Source organism: Reyranella sp., assembly GCF_965228225.1.
Classification (GTDB): Bacteria; Pseudomonadota; Alphaproteobacteria; order Reyranellales; family Reyranellaceae; genus Reyranella.
Genome location: NZ_OZ245801.1, coordinates 3,344,690 through 3,364,100, shown reverse-complemented (window position 1 = coordinate 3,364,100; position 19,411 = coordinate 3,344,690). Strand labels below are relative to the sequence as shown.

Below are 19,411 nucleotides of genomic sequence, written 5' to 3'. Positions count from 1 at the left end.
GCGTGCGTTACTTCTTGGTGATGTTCCACATCACCGGCACGGGGCCGGGCAGCCAGCCGCTGATGCGGTCCTTGCGATAGGCGCCGAACGCCTTGTACTGGCCGAGCACGATGTACGTGGCCTGGTCCATCACCCGGTCGGAGACGGCCATGGCGATCTCCTTCCGCTTGGCCGGGTCGACTTCCTTGGCATAGGACGAGCGAAGCTTCTCCATCTCTGGATCGCACGGCCAGCCGAACCACGCCTTCTCGCAGCCGCCGCTGGTGAAGGAATTGTTGGCCGGGCTCTCCGTACCGACCGTGACGGTCGTGGTGTAGAAGATGTTCCAGCCGCCCTGCGCCGGCGGGTCCTTCTTGGCGCGACGCGTCACGACGGTCTGCCAGTCCATCGACTGCAGGTCGACCTTGAAGCCGACCTTCTCAAGCGCCTGCTTGCCGACCGGCGGAAGCTGGTTCGAGGAGAGCAGGTCGGTCGCATGCATCATGACGATCGGCGTGCCGTCATAGCCGCTTTCCTTCAGGAGCTGACGCGCCTTCTCGAGGTCCGGCTTGACCAGCAGGTTGCCGTAGTCCTTCTCATAGGGCGAGCCGCAGACCAGCGGCGCGTTGCAGACCCGGTAGATCTCGGGATCGCCCACCTGGGCGCGCAGGAAATCCTCCTGGGCGATCGCATACATCGCCGCCTGCCGGGCCTTAAGGTTGTTGAACGGCGGGTGGAGATGGTTGAAGCGCATGAGGATCTGGCTGCCCTGCGCGTTCCAGCCGTAGAGCTCGATGTTCTTTTCGGCCTTCAGCAGCGGGAAGAGATCGGGCACGGGAATCTCGATGAGGTCGATCTCGCCCTGGACCAGGGCATTGACCGCCGTACTCGGGTCGGCGATCGCGAGCCATTCGAGGCGATCGATCTTCACCACCTTGCCGCCGGCCAGCATCGAAGGCGGCTCGGCGCGCGGCTTGTACTTGGTGTTCTTGACATAGACGACCTTCTCGCCGGGCTTCCACTCGTCCTTCTTGAAGATGAACGGGCCCGAGCCGGTGTAGTCGTCGATCTGCTTGAACGGGTCGGTCTCGGCGACCCGCTTGGGCATCATGAAGGGCACGGTCGAGGACGGCTTGCCGAGCGCGTCGAGGACGAGGCCGAACGGCTCCTTGAAGACGATCTGGAAGGTCTTGGCATCAATGGCCTTCGTCGTGCCGACGGAGGCCATCATCTGCTGGCCGAGCGAATCGCGGGCGCCCCAGCGCTTGATCGAGGCGACGCAGTCCTCGGCGGTGACCGGCTGGCCGTCATGCCATTCCAGGCCGTCGCGCAGGGTGAAGGTCCAAGTCAGCTTGTCGGCCGAGACCTCGTATTTATCGACCATCTGCGGCTGGATGCGCGCTTCGGCATCCTGGGCGAACAGAGTGTCGTAGATCATGTAGCCGTGGTTCCGGGTGATGAAGGCGGTCGTCCAGATCGGGTCGAGGACCTTCAGATCGGAATGGGCGACCATCTTCAGCGTTTGCGCCGAGGCCGGGGCCGCGACTGCCGCCACCGCCGTCGACAGGGCCAGACAGGCTGCCGCCTGTCGCAATCTCCGCATTACGTGCATGATTTGTTCTTTCCCTTCTGAAGCACCCAAACTTCACACAAGCTGCCATGGGCCCGACGAGGAATAAAGCAGCGTCGATGCCGACGGCGTCGCGATCGGGATCATCCGGCACAAAAGGGAAGGGGACCTTCACCGTCCGGCGAAGGTCCCCTCCGTTTCCGCAAGGCTCGACGCTATGCGGTCACTTCTTGCTGATGTTCCAGAGCACCGGAACCGGGCCGGCAAGCCAGCCGCTGAGGCGGTCCTTGCGGTAGGCGCCGAAGGCCTTGTACTGGCCGACCGGGGCGTAGAAGCCCTGGTCCATCAGGCGGTCCGAAATGGCGGTGCCCAGTTCCTTGCGCTTGGCCGGGTCGCTCTCCTTGATGAAGGCGGCGCGCAGGACCTCGATTTCGGGGTCGCACGGCCAGCCGAACCACGCCTTCTCGCAGGTGCCGGCGGCGTAGCCGTTGATGCCCGGATTGTCGAGATCGAGCGTGATGTTGGTGGTGAAGAAGATGTTCCAGCCACCCTGCGCCGGCGGCTCCTTGCGGGCGCGGCGGGCCACCACGGTCTGCCAGTCCATCGCCAGAAGGTCGATCTTGAAGCCCGCCTTTTCGAGCTGCTGCTTGGCGACGGCCTGCACCTGATTCGAGGATTGCAGGTCGGTCTGCTGCAGCATGGCGACCGGCGTGCCGTCATAGCCGCTCTCCTTCAGGAGCCGGCGCGCCTTCTCGAGGTCGGGCTTGATCAGCAGGTCGCCATATTCCTTGCCGTAGGTCGTGCCGCAGACGAACGGCGCGTTGCAGACCTTGTAGATTTCGGGATCGCCGACCTGGGCCCGCAGCATGTCTTCCTGGGCGAGCGCCCACATCGCCGCCTGGCGCGCCTTCACGTTGTTGAAGGGCGGGTGAAGCGTGTTGAAGCGCATGATGATCTGGCTACCGAGCGAGTTCCAGCCGAACAGCGCGATGTTCTTGTCGGCCTTCAGCATCGGGAACAGGTCGGGCACCGGCGATTCGATGAGGTCGATCTCCCCCGCCAGCAGGGCGTTCACGGCCGTGCTGGGGTCCGTGATGGCCAGCCATTCGACCCTGTCGACCTTGGCCACCTTGCCGCCGGCCAGCATCGAGGGCGGCTCGTTGCGCGGCTTGTACTTGGTGTTCTTGACGTAGACGATCTTCTCGCCGGGCTTCCATTCCTCCTTCTTGAAGATGAAGGGGCCGGAGCCGGTATAGTCGTCGATCTGCTTGTTGGGATCCGTCTCTGCAACCCTCTTGGGCATCATGAACGGCACGTTCGAGGAGGGCTTTCCGAGCGCGTCGATGACGAGGCCGAACGGCTCCTTGAGCTCGATCGCGAAGGTCTTGGCGTCGATCGCCTTGATGTCCTTGGTGGCCCGCAGCAGCAACTGGCCGAACCCGTCGCGGGCGCCCCAGCGCTTGATCGAGGCGATGCAATCCTCGGACGTGACGGGGGTGCCGTCGCTCCATTCAAGGCCGTCACGCAAGGTGATCGTCCAGGTGAGCTTGTCGTCGGAGACGGTGTACTTTTCCGCCATCTGCGGCTGGGTCTTGAGGTCGGCGTCCTTGGCGAACAGGACATCGTAGATCATGTAGCCGTGGTTGCGGGTGATCAGCGCTGTCGTCCAGATCGGGTCGAGGATCTTGATGTCCGCATGCGACACCATCCTGAGCGTCGTCTGGGCCGCCGCTGGGACCGATACCGTCGCCATTGCGGCCGCCAATCCGAGTGATGCCGCCAAGGCGACCCGTCTACGCAAACTCAACATCAAACAACCCTTCTCATGATAAACTCGACCCGTTGCTTACACGCTGCCAGGCGGGTCCGGAGGAATAAAGATATGTCGATGCCGACCATCTTCGTGTCCCACGGAGCGCCGACGCTCATCCTGAGCGACGCGCCTGCGCGCACCTTCCTGACGGGCCTCAGCCAGCAAATTCCGCGCCCGACAGCGATTGTCGCGGTGTCGGCTCACTGGGACACGGACGTGCCTGTCGTCTCGGTGGCTCGAAAGCCCGATACGATCCACGATTTCTACGGATTTCCGGAGGCGCTCTACCAGTTGCGATATGCCGCGCCCGGCGCACCGGCGCTCGCCGAGAAAGTCGCAAAGCTTACAGGCGCCGCGCACGATCATCGCGGGCTCGACCATGGCGCCTGGGTGCCGGCGATGCTCGCCTGGCCCGAGGCCGACATCCCGATCTTCCAGCTCTCGGTGCAGCCGGCGCTCAGTCCGGCGCATCACATTGCGCTGGGACGCAAGCTCGCATCGCTTCGGGAGGAGGGCATCCTGGTCATGGGCAGCGGCAGTGCGATCCACAATCTGCGCGCCCTGGTGCGCAGCGAGGGCGCCTCGGAGCCCGAGCCGTGGGCGCAGGCCTTCGACGACTGGATGGCCGACACGCTGGAGAAGGGTGACGAGCCTGCCCTTGCCGACTATCGCGCCCGCGCCCCCTATGCCCGGGAGGCCCATCCGACCGAAGAGCACCTGTTGCCGCTGCACGTCGCCTATGGCGCTGCGGGGGAGGGCGCCCGGGGCCGGGCGCTCCACCGGAGCTTCACGTTGGGGAACCTGTCGATGGCCGCCTACGCGTTCGGGTAGGAACGCCCGACCTCACATCATGAGGTCGTAATGGTGCGCCGCATGCGCGTTTTCCAGGGCCGCAGCCCATTCCGCGACGGCGCCGGCATCCTTGGCGGCGATGTTGGCCAGGGAGAGTTCCGCGAGCGATACGTCGGTCAGCTGGTAGGTCTGGTTGTTGCCCTCGATGGTGATGACGGTCGAGCCGTTCGCTTCGGCGATGGAGAAACCGTCCTTGGCCATCCAACTGAAGTCGAGCGTGTCGAGGGCGGTGTCGAAATTGATCGCCGTGTTCGTGCCCCAGGCCCAGCTGATCGAGAACGTATCGGCCTTTCCATTGCCGACATGGCCCTGGTCCGGCTCGGGATCGTCGTTGACGATGGTGCCGATGGCGGCGCCGTCGGCAATGGTGGCGCCGCTGGCATTGGAGAGGGTGACCGTGAAGGTCTCGTTGCCTTCGAGCACGGCGTCACCGCTGATGTCGACATGCACCGTCTTCGAGGTTTCGCCCGCAGCGAAGGTGAGGCTGCCGCCCGAGGCGACATAGTCCGAGCCGGCGGTCGCCGTACCGTTGGCGGTGGCATAGGCCACCGTCACGGGCCCCGTGGCCGCCTTGTCGAGGGTCACGGTGAACATGAAGTGGGCGTGCTCGCCATTGCCCTCGGCAACCGTGAGGTCGGCGATGGACAGGGCCGGCAGGACCGGGATGGCGTCGTCGTCGATGATGGTACCGATGGCGGTGCCGTCGGCGATCGTGGCGCCGGCGGCGTCGGAGAGCTTGACCTTGACGGTCTCGTCGCCCTCGGCCAGCACGTCGCCCTTGATGTCGACATGGATCATCTTGGAGGTTTCGCCGGCGGCGAAGGTGACGGTGCCGCTGGATGCGACATAATCCTTGCTCGCCTTGGCGGTGCCATTGGCGGTGGAGTAGTTCACCGTCACCGGGCCGTCGGCGGCCCTGTCGAGCGTCACCACGAACATGAAATGGGCATGGTCCCCGTTGCCTTCCGTTACCGTGAGGTCGGCGATCGAGAGGGTCGGGGGACGGTCGTCGTCGATGATGGTGCCTGTTGCGGTGCCGTCGGCGATCGTGGCGCCTGTCGGGCTGGAAAGGTTGACCGTGACGGTCTCGTTCTTCTCGGCCAGAACGTCGCCCTTGATGTCGACATGGACCATCTTGGACGTCTCGCCGGCGGCGAAGGTGACGGTGCCGCTGGAGGCGACATAATCCTTGCCGGCCCTGGCCGTGCCGTTTGCGGTCGAGTAGGCCACCGACACGGGGCCGTCGGCGGCCTTGTCGAGCGTCACCATGAACATGAAATGGGCATGGTCGCCGTTGCCTTCCGCCACCGAGAGGTCGCCGATGGAGAGCGCGGGAGGGGCACCACCATCGTGCCCGGTCACGCCGTCGGTCGCCCCGGAGGCCCCCGCCACCGTGCCGCCGCCGGCGATGGGCAGGTTGAAATCGACGATCTGGGCGTTGGAAGCCTGCCCCATGCCGATCTTGCCGGACAGGTCGTCCTCGCGGACCTGGGTGAAGGTGAACTCGAAGTTGCCCGAGGAGAGGTCGGCCCGGGTGACGCCGAGAAGAATGAGCTTCTGGCCCGTGCTGAGATCGGCGATGACCACGCCTTCGCTGCTGTCGGTCATCGTGAGGTTTTCGCGGCTGCCGTAGAATTTGAAGCTCACCACGTCGGTGGCGGGATCGAAGGCGACCCGGTCCACCTGGCCGACTTCATGGGAGCGCATATAGACGGTGTCGGCCGCGAGTACCGGTCCGTTCTCCCAGGCCAGCGCGCCGCTCAGCGCCTCGCGCAGATGATTGTTGTCGATGTATTCGAAATTCTCCACCGAGAGGTCGGCAAGGCGGACGCCCTGCACGATCACCGTCTCGCCGCTCCACGGGCTCCTGAAGCCGAAACCCTCCGGCGTGTCGATGATGATGAAGGAATGAATGTTGGCGTTGCCGAGGTCGATCCTGTCCACCGCCGGATCGAAGCCGACGATATCGGCGCCGCTCACGGAGTTGACGAGCCAGACCGTGCCGGTTCCGGTGCCCGGATCCTGCTGCGTATCGTCGTCGGTGATCTGCCCGACCGCGGCGGCGTCGGCGATGGTCGCGCCGGTGGCGTTGGAGAGGGTAAGCGAGAAGATTTCATTCGCCTCCACCGCGGTGTCGCCGTTGACGGCCACATGCACCATCTTCGAGGTCTCGCCGGCCGCGAAGGTCAGCGTTCCGGTGAGCGCCGCATAGTCGGAGCCCGCCGTCGCGGTGCCGTTGGCGGTGGCGTAGTTCACCGTCACGGGCCCGGTGGCAGCCTTGTCGAGCGTGACGATGAACATCAGCTCGGCGGTGCCTGAATCGCCTTCGCGCATTGCCACATCGCCCACCGAGAGCGCGGGCAGTGTCGGCGCCGTATCGTCGTTGGTGAGGGTCCCGGTTGCCGAGCCGTCGGCGATGGTGGCACCGGCGGCATTGGCGAGGCGGATGGTGAAGGCCTCGTTGCCCTCCGCTGCGGTATCGCCCTTGACCGTCACCTGGATGGTCTTCGACGTTTCCCCCGCAGCGAAGGTGAGGGTGCCGTTCGCGGCAACATAGTCGCTGCCGGACGTGGCGGTGCCGTCGGCTGTCGAATAGGCGACCGTGACCGCGCCGGCGGCCGCCGCGGACAGGGTCACGGTGAAGGTCATGAGCCTGGTGCCCGAGTTGCCCTCCTGCACCGACATGTCGGCGATGGACAGGGTGGGCACCGCCGGCTCCGCCGTGTCGAAGGCCGAGTCCCATTTCTGGATCGCACTCGCGTCCTTCGCGCGGATATTGGCCATGCTCAGCTCGGCGAGCGTGACGCCGTCGAGCCTGTAGGTCTGGTTGTTCCCGATGATGGTGATGACGACCGAGCCGCCCACCTCGGCGATGGAAAAATTGTCCTGCTGGAACCAGCCGAAATCGAGAACGTCGAGGTCGGGGTCGAAGGCCAGGATGGTGTTGGTTCCCCACATCCAGCTGATGGTGGTCACGGTGGCCGCGCCGTCGCCTCCAGTCTCTCCGCCGCCACCCGTCTGTCCGCCGGTGGAGCCGCCGTCCGCCTGGGTGCCGTCCCAGCCTGCATAGTCGGAGACGGTGCCGTCATTGTTGAAATCGTCGTGCCAGAGCTCCTCGGCCATGGCGAGCGTCTTGGCCGACTCGTGGGCGGCGATCAGGGTCGTGTAGCTCGGCGTGTCGTAGGCGCCGAACTGCTGGATGTATTTGAGGATGGAGGTGCCGTATTCGTCGGCCGAGGCGCTGCCATTGTTGAGAAGGTCCAGCGTGCCCCAGGCACCGCGCAGATGGGCGGCGGCAAGGATGCCGGTGAGGGTGAGCGTGACGGTGACGCTCTGTCCGTTGGTGTCCACATAGGTGCGCTGGGTCCCGATCAGCGCGTCGAGGCTGGTGCCCTTGGCCTCGAGCCCGCTCTCGATGACGTTGAGATTGTAGCCGAAGGCATCGAGGATGATGGCTTCCTGGATGTCGGTCTTGAGCGTGGCGAAGCTGTCGACGCCGTTCTTGCCGGTGAAACGGCCGGTCCAGAGGTTGCCAGTGTTATCCAGATAGTAGCCGAGGTCGATCAGCAGCGGCTCGCCGAACTGATAGCCGACGAAGCCCAGCGAATTCACGGAGGTGTACTGCATGTCACGCCAGGAGAGATCGCCGGCCTGATAGGCATTCCAGTTGGCATCGCCCACCCAGTTCCGGATCTGGGCCTCGGTGATCTGTCCCGAAAGATAGCGGTCGTAGTCGACACCCGATTCGAACGCCCGCAGCGCGTCCAGAAACCCCGTGAAAGTTCCGTTCGACATGACAACCCCCGCCTCAAACTCAGGTACCGACGTACGCTGCCGCCGATATGCATGGACCGTGCCCTAAGATCATAACGGTTCGATGTCACACCTGTCGAAGGCCCCGCTGTCGATCGCGAATTGCCTCAAGGCGCGCTCCAATAAAAAACGGGAGCGCTTTCGCGCTCCCGTTTGGGTCGAAAACCAGGAAACTTGGCTGCTTATGCGGCTTCCGCCAGCGCCACGCCCTTTTCCTTGAAGACCTGCTCCAGTTCGCCGGTCTCGAACATCTCGCGGACGATGTCGCAGCCGCCAACGAACTCGCCCTTGACGTAGAGCTGGGGGATCGTCGGCCACTGGCTGAAGTCCTTGATGCCTTCCCGCAGTTCCGGGTCGACGAGGATGTTGATGCCGTGGAACTTCACGCCGAGCTGGCTCAGCACGTCGACCACCGCGGCCGAGAAGCCGCACTGGGGAAATACGGGCGTGCCCTTCATGAACAGCAGAACGTCGTTCTTGCCGATCTCGTCGCGGATACGCTCGAACACCTGGGGTTCGCTCATGATCGATCTCCGTGGGGCGCCACCGGGGGCGCGGGGGTGTCTGAATATAGGGCGTTCAGGGCCTTTGCGCCATGGTGGTCAGCTTCAGCGCATGGAGAACGCCCCCCATGCGCCCGCCCAGCGCGCCATAGACCATCTGGTGCTGCTGGATCTTCGATTTGCCCGCGAAAGCGGGAGAAACGACCGTGGCGGCGTAGTGATCGCCGTCTCCGGCGAGATCCTGGATCTCGACCTCGGCACCCGGGATGCCTTCCTGGATCAGGCGAACGATGTCGTCAGCTTGCATAGGCATGAGAAATCCTCAGACGGCGCTGTTCATGTAGCCGGGGAGCCAGTTCTCGTGGGCGTCGCGCAACTCCTGCAGCGGCAGGGCGAGGAGCCCGTCGACCGTGATGTCCGGCCCGCCGGAATAGCCCAGCAGCACGGCCGGCACGCCAGCCTTGCGGGCGGTCTCGACGAGGGCGGGGCCGTCGTCGGTGGCGATCAGGTAGCGGCTCTGGTCCTCGCCGTAGAGATAGGCGTGGGGCGCGACGTCGCTTGCCGGCAGCTTGATGCAGGCGCCGGTGCCGCCCGACAGGCACATTTCGGCGAGCGCCACGAGCAGGCCGCCGTCGGAGAGGTCGTGGCAGGCATGGACGCGGCGGCCGATGATCTGGCCGCGCACGAAGTCGCCGTTGCGGCGCTCGACGGCGAGATCGACCGGCGGCGGGGCGCCTTCCTCCCGGCCGTGAAGTTCCCGAAGATAGATCGACTGGCCGAGCCAGCCCGACGTCTCGCCGATCAGGACCAGCGCGAGGCCGGACTGGACGAGGCGCGAGCCAGCGGAGGTCGCGATGTCGTCGATCACGCCCACCGCGCCGATGGTCGGGGTCGGCAGGATCGGCCGGCCCTCGGTCTCGTTGTAGAGCGAGACGTTGCCCGACACGACGGGGAAGTCGAGCGCGGTGCAGGCTTCCGCCATGCCCATGATGGCGCCGGCGAACTGGCCCATGATCTCGGGCTTCTGCGGATTGCCGAAGTTCATGTTGTCGGTGACGGCGAGCGGCCGGGCGCCGACCGCGGTGATGTTGCGCCAGGCCTCGGCGACGGCCTGGCGGCCGCCGGTCTCGGGATGGGCCTGCACGTAGCGCGGCGTGCAGTCCGACGTCATGGCGAGGCCCTTGTGGCTCGCGGGCTTCGGCGCCCCCGGCACGCGCACCAGCGCCGCGTCGCCGCCCTGCGGGCGGATCGCCGTGTTGCCCATGATGAGATGGTCGTACTGGTGCCAGATCCACGCCTTGCTGGCGAGATCGGGGCAGCTCATCAGGGTGAGCAGCGAGGCCTTCCAGTCGGTCGGCGCGGGCACCTGCGAGGCGGCCAGCTCGGGCGGCAGCGGCGTCAGGGTCCACGGCCGTTCGTACATCGGCGCCTCGGTGACCAGCGGCGGGATCGGGATGTTGCCCACCACGTCGCCGTGCCAGGTCAGCACCATGCGCTCGGTGTCGGTCAGGTGACCGATCACGGCGAAGTCCAGTTCCCACTTCTCGAAGATCTTGCGCGCCTCGTCCTCGCGGCCAGGCTTGAGCACGATCAGCATGCGCTCCTGGCTCTCCGACAGCATGAGCTCGTAGGGATTCATGCCGGTCTCGCGCATCGGCACCTTGTCGAGCTCCATGACGAGGCCCAGCCCGCCCTTGGCCGCCATCTCGAACGACGAGGAGGTGAGGCCGGCCGCGCCCATGTCCTGGATGGCGATGATGGCGTCGGTCGCCATCAGCTCGAGGCAGGCTTCCAGCAGCAGCTTCTCGACGAACGGATCGCCGACCTGCACCGTCGGGCGCTTGCTCTCGCTGTCCTCGTTGAACTCGGTCGAGGACATGGTGGCGCCGTGGATGCCGTCGCGGCCGGTCTTGGAGCCGACATAGACCATCGGATTGCCGATGCCGGCGGCCGCCGCATAAAAGATCTTGTCGGTGGCGGCCACGCCCACGGTCATGGCGTTGACCAGGATGTTGCCGTTGTAGGCAGCATGGAAGTTGGTCTCGCCGCCGACGGTGGGAATGCCCATGCAGTTGCCGTAGCCCGCGATGCCGGCCACGACGCCCGACACGAGGTGGCGGGTCTTGGCATGCTTGGGGTCGCCGAAGCGCAGCGCGTTGAGGTTGGCCACCGGCCGCGCGCCCATCGTGAAGACGTCGCGCAGGATGCCGCCCACGCCCGTCGCCGCGCCCTGGTAGGGCTCGATATAGGAGGGATGGTTGTGGCTCTCCATCTTGAAGATGGCGGCCTGGCCGTCGCCGATGTCGATGACGCCGGCATTCTCGCCCGGGCCCTGGATGACCCACGGCGCCGTGGTCGGCAGCTTCTTCAGCCAGACCTTCGAGGACTTGTAGGAGCAGTGCTCGCTCCACATGGCCGAGAAGATACCCAGCTCGACCATCGTGGGCGTGCGGCCCATGATCTTCAGCAGGCGCTCGTACTCGTCCGGCGCCAGCCCGTGCTCGGCCACGACCTGGGGGGTGATCTCGGGCTCGTTCGGCAGCTTTACGGGCGGGTTCTTTTCCGGGGCGACGGTCACGACACGTCCTTCATCAAAGCGGGCTTCACGAAAGCGCCTCGACCATGCCCTCGAACAGGGCCTTGCCGTCGGTGCCGCCGAACATCGGCTCCACCGCATTCTCGGGATGGGGCATCAGGCCCAGCACCGTCTTGGTGTCGTTGAAGACACCGGCGATGTTGCTGCTGGAGCCGTTGGGATTGCCGCGTCCGTCGACGATCGAGCCGTCGGGGCCACAGTAGCGGAAGGCGATCTGGCCGCGATCCTCGAGCCGCTTCATCGTGTCGGCATCGGCGAAGTAGTTGCCCTCGGCATGGGCCACCGGCACCTTGATCACCTGCCGGCCTGGTAGCGGTTGGTGAACAGGCTCTGGCTGGTCTCGACCCGGAGGTGGACGTCGGCGCAGACGAACTTGAGGTGCGAGTTGCGCATCAGGGTGCCCGGCAGCAGGCCCGCCTCGGTCACGATCTGGAAGCCGTTGCAGATGCCCAGCACCGGCACGCCCTGCGCAGCGCGCTTCTTCACCTCGGCCATCACCGGCGACTGCGCCGCCATCGCACCGCAGCGCAGATAGTCGCCGTAGGAGAAGCCGCCTGGAACCACGATCAGGTCGACCTTCTCGAAGTCGCCGTCGCCATGCCACACCATCTGCGGCCGGCGCCCGGTAACCAGCTCGATCGCCTGCGCCACATCGCCTTCGCGATTGGAGCCGGGGAAGACCAATACAGCTGCTTTCATCTCCGTCCGTCCCTACCTGCAAGGCCCTCACCCTGAGGAGCGCGCGCAGCGCGCGTCTCGAAGGGTCGGCAACAAAGGCGGTGCGCGTTCCCATCCTTCGAGACGCGGTCCTGCGGACCGCTCCTCAGGATGAGGTTCTTCGGCTTCATCAGCCCACCAGTTCGATCGAGTAGTTCTCGATCACCGTGTTGGCGAGCAGCTTCTTGCACATCTCCTCGACGCGGGCCTTGGCCTTGGCCTTGTCGGTCTCGGCGAGCTCGAGCTCGATGAACTTGCCCTGGCGCACGTCGCCGACCTCGGGGAAGCCCAGCCGGTTCAACGAATGTCCGATGGCCTTGCCCTGGGGGTCGAGCACGCCGTTCTTGAGGGTCACGTGGACTCTGACTTTCATGTCGCCTCTTTACTGCAGCGTGGTGGGGCCGCGCACGTCGCCCGGTCCCTGGTCGATGAGGATACCGAGGCGGCGCGCCACTTCCTGGTAGGCTTCCTCGACCTTGCCGAGGTCGCGGCGGAACCGGTCCTTGTCCATCTTCTCGTTGGTCCTGAGGTCCCACAGCCGGCACGAATCCGGGCTGATCTCGTCGGCCAGCACGATGCGGACCATGTCGTCCTCGTAGAGGCGGCCGAACTCGATCTTGAAGTCGATCAGCTTGATGCCGCAGCCCAGGAACAGGCCGAACAGGAAGTCGTTCACGCGCAAGGTCAGGGCCACGATGTCATCGAGGTCCTGGGGCGTCGCCCAGCCGAAGGCGGTGATGTGCTCCTCGGTGACCATCGGGTCGCCCAGCGCATCGTTCTTGTAGAAGAACTCCATGATGGAGCGGGGGAGCTGCGTGCCCTCCTCGACGCCGAAGCGCTTGGCGAAGGAGCCGGCGGCCACGTTGCGGACCACCACCTCGAGCGGAATGATCTCGACCTGCCGGATGAGCTGCTCGCGCATGTTCAGGCGCCGGATGAAGTGGGTCGGCACGCCGATTTCCCCGAGCTTGGTCATGAGGAACTCGGAGATGCGGTTGTTGATCACCCCCTTGCCGGTGATCACCCCCTTCTTCTGGTTGTTGAACGCGGTCGCGTCGTCCTTGAAGTACTGGACGATCGTCCCGGGTTCGGGCCCCTCGAACAAGGTCTTGGCCTTGCCCTCGTAAATGCGGCGACGGCGGGACATGTCTCACTCCTGCGCGGGCGATGCGGTTCGCCCGCCTGTCGGGCGGAATATGGCGGAAACGCCATGCTCCGGTACTGGGGAAAAATCCATTGAAAAAGGTGACGGGGTCGTCATATTGACTGTGGACAAGGAGGCCTCACATGGCCCAGCAAATCACTTACGACAAGGCCTATGACACGGTCGGGCGCGAGGATTTTCCGGCCATGCTGGATGTTCCGCGCTACGGGCGGCGCACGGATGCCTTCGACGGCATCATTTCGGCCACCCACGACCATTTCTGGGACCCGTTCGACAAGGGCTATATCGACTTCGACCAGCCCTTCGACATGACCAAGACGCCCATCATGCCGCTGGACACGGTGGTCGAGCTGAAAAGCGCGGTGGCGGACCGGCTGGACGAGGGCCAGAAGATCGGGCTCGGCAACGATGTCATGCACTGGTCGATCTCCAACCTGCTGCATGGCGAGCAGGGAGCGCTGTCGCTGTCGGCCAGCCTCTGCCACATCCTGCTCGACCCCGGCGCCCAGGAATACGCCGCCAACCAGGCCCGCGAGGAGGCCCGGCATGTCGCAGGGTTCACGCGTTATATCAGCCGCCGCTGGGGGGCGCCCCTGCCGGTCGGCAAGACCATCGCCACCGTGCTCACCGATCTGGTGACGACGGAGGAGGTCTACAAGAAGATCGTCGGCATGCAGATGCTGATCGAAGGCATCGCCATGGGCTCCTTCGCGACGCTCAACGCCAAGACCAACGACCCGGTGCTGCGCCGGCTGGTCCAACTGGTGATGAGCGACGAGGCCTTCCACCATCGCTTCGGCCGCATCTGGGCCTCCCGGACCATCCGCCACCTCAACGAGGACGAGCACAGGAAGGTCGAGGACTGGGCGGCCCAGATCTTCCAGACGCTGCTGTTCAACCTCATCAACGCCGAGCAGAAGCAGGTCATCTACGCCAAGTACGGGCTCGACTGGCAGTGGGTGCGCGATGCCATGAAGGAGGTCTTCACCGACGAGGACCGCCGCGCCAACCTGAAGGAAGGCACCAACATCTTCCGCGTCCTGATCAAGACGCTCCTGCACGCCGGCATCATCACCTCGCGCACCGCGCCGCTCTACGGCGTCTGGGTCGACATGAAGGAACTCGAAGCCGAGGGCGACGGCATCCCCGGCGACATCGTCGCCGAGGAAATGATGGTGACGCTGCGCGAGATCAACGCGAAGCGTAAGCGCATCGTGTCGAAGGACGTGGTGGCGGGCTGAAATTCGCGTTACGCAGAGGTATCTCATACGTCCGTCGTCCTGAGCTGAGCGCCAAAGGCGCGCAGTCGAAGGACCTCTTTTTTCCCATGGGTCGCGTCACGGCTTCCTCGCCAGCACGAAGCAGGAGAGGCCGGCGAGGCGGTTCCAGGGGAACAGCGGCAGTTCGGCGGCGCAGATCCCCGTGAGGACGGCGTTCGTGAGGCCGCCCTGTTTCTTCAGGCTGCTGCGCGGTTCCGTCGTGTTGCGGTCGGCGAGGCGCACCGCGGCGGCCAGCGGGAAGACCAGGCCGAAATAGTAGCTGCCGCGCACGATCGCGAGCCCAGCCTCCTGCAGCACGGTCTCGATTCCTCGCAGACGGTAGCGCCTCTTGTGTTCGAGGAACACGTCGTGGCCGCTCCACAGGAAGTCGAAGGCGGGCACCGTTACCAGGAAATGTGCGCCGTCCGGCACCTTTCCGGCGTAGTGGCGGACGAGCCCGCGATCGTCGTCGACATGCTCCAGCACGTCCATCATCAGCACGAGGTCGCAGTCGGTCGGCCCGGTGTCGCTTCGGTAGTGCACCGGCTTGCCGGCGACGCTGTCGTCGCTGTCCGCCGGATAGCCGATGTCGACGCAGAGCGCGCTCTCGGCTGACGTGCGTTCGAGCAGATGGCGCGAGAAGAAGCCCGAGCCCGCGCCGACGTCGAGCAGGCGCTTCGGGGCCAACGAGGCCACGGCGCGGCGCAGCGCGGCGGCCTTGGAGCGGTAGTACCAATGATTGCCGATGCCGGCGCCCAGTATGTCTTCTTCCTTGAGATCCATCGACGGTCAGGGCTTCGGCGGCTCGGTCGTGCCGTCCTCGTAGACGCCTTCGACGATGTAGATCGGGCGACCCTTCACCTCGACGAACAGACGGCCGAGATACTCGCCGATGATCCCGAGCGACAGGAGCTGGATGGCGCCCATCAGCAGGACCGCAATCAGCAGCGAGGCGTAGCCCGGCGTGTCGACGCCGAAGATGAGCACGCGGGTAATGATGAACAGGGCGTAGAGCACCGCCACCATGGCGATCGCCAGGCCGACATAGAACCAGGCGCGTAGCGGGGCGGTCGAGAAGCTCACCACACCGTCGATGGCGAAGTTCCAGAGCCGCCAGAAATTGAACTTGCTGGTGCCGGCCGCGCGCTCGGGCCGCTCGTAGGGCACGCCGACCGAGCTGAAGCCGACCCAGGCGAACAAGCCCTTCATGAAGCGGTTGCGCTCGGGCAGCTGGCGCAGCACCTCGACGGCGCGGCGGTCGACCAGCCGGAAATCCCCGACATTGGGCGGGATGCGCACCGGCGACATGGAATTGAACACCCGGTAGAACCAGCCGGCCGAGAGGCGCTTGGCGGGCGTGTCGGTATGGCGCGCCGTGCGGATGCCGTAGACGATGTCGTAGCCTTCGCGCCAGCGCGTGACGAAGGCGGCGATCAGTTCCGGCGGATCCTGCAGGTCGATATCCATCGGGATCAGGACGTCGCCGCGGGCATGGTCGATGCCGGCGGTGAGGGCGGCTTCCTTGCCGAAGTTGCGCGACAGGTTGACGATGCGGAGGCGGCCGTCGAGGCGGCTGCGCTGGAACAGTCGCGCGAACGTGTTGTCGCGCGAGCCGTCGTTGACGAACACGATCTCGAAGCGGAGTCCGTCGCGCTCCAGCAGTGGCACCGTGGTGGCGAGGAAGACGGCGATCGACTCTTCCTCGTTGAACACCGGCACGACCAGCGACAGAAGTGGATCCACGGGGCGCCGCGTCCGCTGGACGGCAAGCTGGTGCGCCAGCGCCGTGTCCTTGTCGAGGCTGCCGTCGGAGACGAAGGGGAGGGAGTCTGGCACGACGGACGGGTCCGCGAGAGGATCAGGCCACGGTTTCGACGGTGCCGTTGAGGTCCATGATCCCCAGCTCGACGATGAGCTGCGGCTGGCGCTTGCTGGCCTGATCGCGGAAGGCGCGCAGCCCCTGGCTCAGCATCTCGGTTTCGAAGGCGCGGTCGGTCTTGATGCGATTGCCATAGGCGAGGGCGGCGGCGCCGCAGTCGCGATGGGCCATGCCGATCAGTCGCTTCACGTTGTGGAGCTGGACCGAGATGTCGAGATTGGCTTCCCAGGCGGCGCGCCATTCCTGGAAGATCGGGGCCACAGCGGCGATCGGCCCGCCGGCAATGTTGAACTGGCTGTACTCATTCTGCCAGCCGCGGGAGGACATGTACTTCCAGGTGTAGGTCGTGAAGCGCGGGTCGATGCACTTCATCAGCATCGCCTCGTAGGCATCGTCGGCCAGCGCCGGGCCGGTGGCTGCGACGGCGGCGGCGCCTAGACCGACGCGGATCAGGTTACGGCGCGAGAGGGCGGCGAGGCAGCCGCAGCCAGTGTGGTGCGTGTGGATCATCGGAAGGTCGCCTTGCCCTGTTGTGCGAGACCGCCATTGGGGTCGGCGATCCATGTCGTGATCGAGCCGTCCTGTTCGTGGCGGCCGTGTACGCCGAGTGCTGCCCCGCCGAACACCGGCGACAGGGCGCGGAACTCGAAACTGCGGACAACCTTACCCGGGTTGCAGCGGCGCGCCAGTTCGATCTGCAGCATGCCCATCAGCGGACCGTGCACGATCAGCCCGGGATAGCCTTCGACGCCGGTCACATAGGGCTGGTCGTAGTGGATGCGATGGCCGTTGAAGGTGAGAGCGGAAAAGCGGAACAGCAGCACCGGGTCGGCCAGGACGGTGCGCGTCCACGTGGCGTCGGCCGGCGCCGGACGGGGCGGCTTCGGCGCTTCGCCCGGCTTCGCCGCCTCGCGATAGACGATGTCGTGCTCCTCGACGAAGGAAATGCCACGCGGACCCGAAATCGTGTGCCGGACGGTCACGAACACCATCGATCCCGTGGAGCCCGACTTCGGCTCGACCGACTTGATCTCGGACAGCCGATGGATCGTGTCGCCGACGCGGATCGGCTCGCCCTCGAAGGAGAAGCGGCTGCCGGCCCACATGCGGCGCGGCAGCGGCACCGGCGGCAGGAAGTCGCCGCGCTCGGCATGGCCATCCGGGCCGATCTTCGACTGCGGCGCGACCTCCAGAAAGTAGAGCCAGTGCCAGAGGGGCGGCAGGGGATCGCCGTTCTTCGGGTCGGGATCGCCCTTCTCGTCGAAAGTGGCGGACAGGGCGCGGACCGGGAAGGGGGCCGCGAGATCCTCCATGGACTGCGTCCGGCCGATCCAGTCCTTGAGTTTTTCCAGCGACATCTCGGGTTTCCTCTCTGCGGGGTGACACTGCCACTGCGAACGCAGGGTGGAAAGACGGTGTCGCGGTCGCTATATACCGCCCCCAAGAGACATGCCCAACCGGAGCGGCCGATGACCACGTTCGACGATCGCGAGAAAGCCTTCGAAGCCAAGTACGAGCACGACGAGGAGCTGAAATTCAAGGTCAACTCGCGACGCAACAAGCTGCTGGGCCTGTGGGCCGCCAGCCTGATGGGCAAGACGGGCGCCGATGCCGAGGCCTATGCCAAGGATGTGGTGATGGCCGACTTCGAGAAGCCGGGCGATTCCGATGTCGTGCACAAGCTGATGACCGACCTCGCCGCGGCCGGTAAGCCGACGGACGAGCACGCGATTCGCAAGGAGTCGCATCGTCTCGCCGACGAAGCCAGGCAGCAGATCATGACCGAAGTCCGCTAAGGGACTTCTCTGCTCTCTCGTCTCCCCACCGGGGGAGACGCCAGGCGGGGGCGGTGCAGTGCCAGCCCCCTTCCTCCCGCCTCTGCGCTTCGAGCGCGGCCGGGGCTAGCCGAACACCCGCTTGAAGATCGTGTCGACGTGCTTGGTGTGATAGCCCATGTCGAACAGAGCGGTGAGTTCGTCGTCCGACATGAACTCGCCGATCTCCTTGTCTGCCCGGCAGAGCGCCAGGAGCGAGGCGTTGCCGCGCCAGGCGTCCATTGCGTTGCGCTGGACCGCGGCGTAGGAGGCCTCGCGGCTCATGCCCTTCTGCGTCAGGGCCAGCAGGATGCGCTGGGAGAAGACGAGGCCGCCCAGCGAATCGAGATTGGCCTTCATGCGGTCGGCGTAGACCACGAGCTGCTCGACCACGCCGGCCATGCGGTTCAGCGCGAAGTCGAGCGTGCCGGTCGCGTCGGGCGCGATGTAGCGCTCGGTCGAGGAGTGCGAGATGTCGCGCTCGTGCCACAGCGTCACGTTCTCCAGCGCGGGCACGACCGCCGACCGCACGACGCGGGCGAGGCCGGTGATGTTTTCGGTCAGCACCGGATTTCGCTTGTGCGGCATCGAGGACGAGCCCTTCTGGCCCGCCGAGAAGAACTCCTCGGCCTCGCGCACCTCGGTGCGCTGCAGATGGCGGAACTCGGTGGCGAGGTTCTCGAGCGACGAGGCGACGACGCCCAGGGCCGCGAAGAAGGCGGCATGGCGGTCGCGCGGGATGACCTGCGTCGACACCGGCTCGACGGCGAGGCCGAGCTTGCCGGCGACATGCGCCTCGATGCCGGGATCGACGTTGGCGAAGGTGCCGACGGGGCCCGAAATGGCGCAGGTCGCGATCTCGGCGCGCGCCGCCACCAGCCGTGCGCGGTTGCGCAGGAAGGCCGCGTAGTGGCCCGCGAGCTTGACGCCGAAGGTCGTGGGCTCGGCATGAATGCCGTGGCTGCGGCCGATGGTGAGCGTGTCCTTGTGCTCCAAGGCTCGCTTTTTCAGCGCGGCGAGCAGCCGGTCGACGTCGGCCAGGAGCAGGTCCGCCGCCTGGGTGAGCTGCACGGCGAAGCTGGTGTCGAGCACGTCGGACGAGGTCATGCCCTGGTGCACGAAGCGCGACTCGGGGCCGATGAATTCGCCCAGCCAGGTCAGGAAGGCGATGACGTCGTGCTTGGTGACGCGCTCGATGGCGTCGATCTTCTCGACGTTGCCGGCCGGGTCGGTCTTCAGCGCCTCCATCGCCTTGGCGCCGCCGTCCCAGATGGCCTTGGCGGCGGCCTTCGGAATGATGCCGGCCTCGGCCATGGCATCGCAGGCATGCGCCTCGATCTCGAACCAGATGCGGAAGCGATTCTCGGGGGCCCAGATGGCCGCCATTTGCGGCCGTGAATAGCGCGGGATCATGGCCGGGCTTTTAGCGCCGAAGGGCCTGCGGCGCCATG

At 65.7% G+C, this 19,411-nt stretch carries 16 protein-coding genes and 1 pseudogene; 3 read left to right on the top strand and 14 right to left on the bottom strand.

Annotated features, from left to right (window positions below):
* Window positions 1-7: 7 nt before the first annotated feature.
* Entirely contained in the window at window positions 8-1,591 is a 1,584-nt protein-coding gene (locus tag ACO07K_RS16310) for an ABC transporter substrate-binding protein (RefSeq protein WP_422029582.1), read from the bottom strand.
* 181 nt (window positions 1,592-1,772) lie between these two features.
* Window positions 1,773-3,302, bottom strand: a complete 1,530-nt coding sequence (locus ACO07K_RS16305; protein WP_422029580.1) for an ABC transporter substrate-binding protein — start codon at window positions 3,300-3,302, stop codon at window positions 1,773-1,775.
* A 129-nt stretch (window positions 3,303-3,431) separates the two neighbouring features.
* On the opposite strand from ACO07K_RS16305, the gene ACO07K_RS16300 reads away from it, so the two are divergent.
* Entirely contained in the window at window positions 3,432-4,193 is a 762-nt protein-coding gene (locus tag ACO07K_RS16300; RefSeq protein WP_422029578.1) for a DODA-type extradiol aromatic ring-opening family dioxygenase, read from the top strand.
* A 12-nt stretch (window positions 4,194-4,205) separates the two neighbouring features.
* Here the strand turns inward: ACO07K_RS16300 and ACO07K_RS16295 are convergent, their stop codons facing one another.
* The 7 genes and pseudogenes from ACO07K_RS16295 to purC form a co-directional block, all read right to left on the bottom strand.
* Window positions 4,206-8,009: a Calx-beta domain-containing protein gene (locus ACO07K_RS16295; RefSeq protein ID WP_422029576.1), complete on the bottom strand. Its 3,804-nt coding sequence runs from the start codon at window positions 8,007-8,009 to the stop codon at window positions 4,206-4,208.
* Between the two features lie 200 nt (window positions 8,010-8,209).
* The gene (grxD, locus tag ACO07K_RS16290) at window positions 8,210-8,551 is read right to left on the bottom strand and encodes a Grx4 family monothiol glutaredoxin (protein WP_298313600.1); all 342 of its coding nucleotides are present in this window, start codon (window positions 8,549-8,551) and stop codon (window positions 8,210-8,212) included.
* A gap of 55 nt (window positions 8,552-8,606) precedes the next feature.
* A complete protein-coding gene (locus ACO07K_RS16285; RefSeq protein WP_422029573.1) occupies window positions 8,607-8,843 on the bottom strand; it encodes a BolA family protein in 237 nt (78 codons plus the stop codon).
* A gap of 9 nt (window positions 8,844-8,852) precedes the next feature.
* Window positions 8,853-11,072, bottom strand: a complete 2,220-nt coding sequence (gene purL, locus ACO07K_RS16280; RefSeq protein ID WP_422036667.1) for a phosphoribosylformylglycinamidine synthase subunit PurL — start codon at window positions 11,070-11,072, stop codon at window positions 8,853-8,855.
* Window positions 11,073-11,133: 61 nt separating this feature from the next.
* Window positions 11,134-11,825: pseudogene (purQ, locus tag ACO07K_RS16275) on the bottom strand (phosphoribosylformylglycinamidine synthase subunit PurQ).
* A gap of 148 nt (window positions 11,826-11,973) precedes the next feature.
* Window positions 11,974-12,216, bottom strand: a complete 243-nt coding sequence (gene purS / locus ACO07K_RS16270) for a phosphoribosylformylglycinamidine synthase subunit PurS (RefSeq protein WP_298313594.1) — start codon at window positions 12,214-12,216, stop codon at window positions 11,974-11,976.
* Window positions 12,217-12,225: 9 nt separating this feature from the next.
* A complete protein-coding gene (gene purC / locus ACO07K_RS16265; RefSeq protein WP_298313592.1) occupies window positions 12,226-12,990 on the bottom strand; it encodes a phosphoribosylaminoimidazolesuccinocarboxamide synthase in 765 nt (254 codons plus the stop codon).
* Window positions 12,991-13,130: 140 nt separating this feature from the next.
* Between purC and ACO07K_RS16260 the strand changes: the two genes are divergently transcribed.
* Window positions 13,131-14,249, top strand: coding sequence for a ferritin-like domain-containing protein (locus ACO07K_RS16260; RefSeq protein WP_422029570.1), 1,119 nt, complete (start codon window positions 13,131-13,133; stop codon window positions 14,247-14,249).
* Between the two features lie 96 nt (window positions 14,250-14,345).
* Here the strand turns inward: ACO07K_RS16260 and ACO07K_RS16255 are convergent, their stop codons facing one another.
* The 4 genes from ACO07K_RS16255 to ACO07K_RS16240 are packed head-to-tail and all read right to left on the bottom strand — an operon-like array spanning window position 14,346 to window position 17,504.
* Window positions 14,346-15,050: a class I SAM-dependent methyltransferase gene (locus tag ACO07K_RS16255; RefSeq protein ID WP_422029568.1), complete on the bottom strand. Its 705-nt coding sequence runs from the start codon at window positions 15,048-15,050 to the stop codon at window positions 14,346-14,348.
* 6 nt (window positions 15,051-15,056) lie between these two features.
* Entirely contained in the window at window positions 15,057-16,103 is a 1,047-nt protein-coding gene (locus tag ACO07K_RS16250) for a glycosyltransferase family 2 protein (protein WP_422029566.1), read from the bottom strand.
* A 22-nt stretch (window positions 16,104-16,125) separates the two neighbouring features.
* A complete protein-coding gene (locus ACO07K_RS16245) occupies window positions 16,126-16,656 on the bottom strand; it encodes a hypothetical protein (protein WP_422029564.1) in 531 nt (176 codons plus the stop codon).
* The gene (locus ACO07K_RS16240) at window positions 16,653-17,504 is read right to left on the bottom strand and encodes an FAS1-like dehydratase domain-containing protein (protein WP_422029562.1); all 852 of its coding nucleotides are present in this window, start codon (window positions 17,502-17,504) and stop codon (window positions 16,653-16,655) included. Before ACO07K_RS16240 ends, ACO07K_RS16245 begins: the two co-directional genes overlap by 4 nt.
* Before the next feature lie 111 nt (window positions 17,505-17,615).
* Between ACO07K_RS16240 and ACO07K_RS16235 the strand changes: the two genes are divergently transcribed.
* Entirely contained in the window at window positions 17,616-17,942 is a 327-nt protein-coding gene (locus ACO07K_RS16235; RefSeq protein ID WP_422029560.1) for a DUF1476 domain-containing protein, read from the top strand.
* 105 nt (window positions 17,943-18,047) lie between these two features.
* Here the strand turns inward: ACO07K_RS16235 and purB are convergent, their stop codons facing one another.
* Window positions 18,048-19,373, bottom strand: coding sequence for an adenylosuccinate lyase (purB, locus tag ACO07K_RS16230; RefSeq protein ID WP_422029558.1), 1,326 nt, complete (start codon window positions 19,371-19,373; stop codon window positions 18,048-18,050).
* Window positions 19,374-19,411 lie beyond the last annotated feature (38 nt).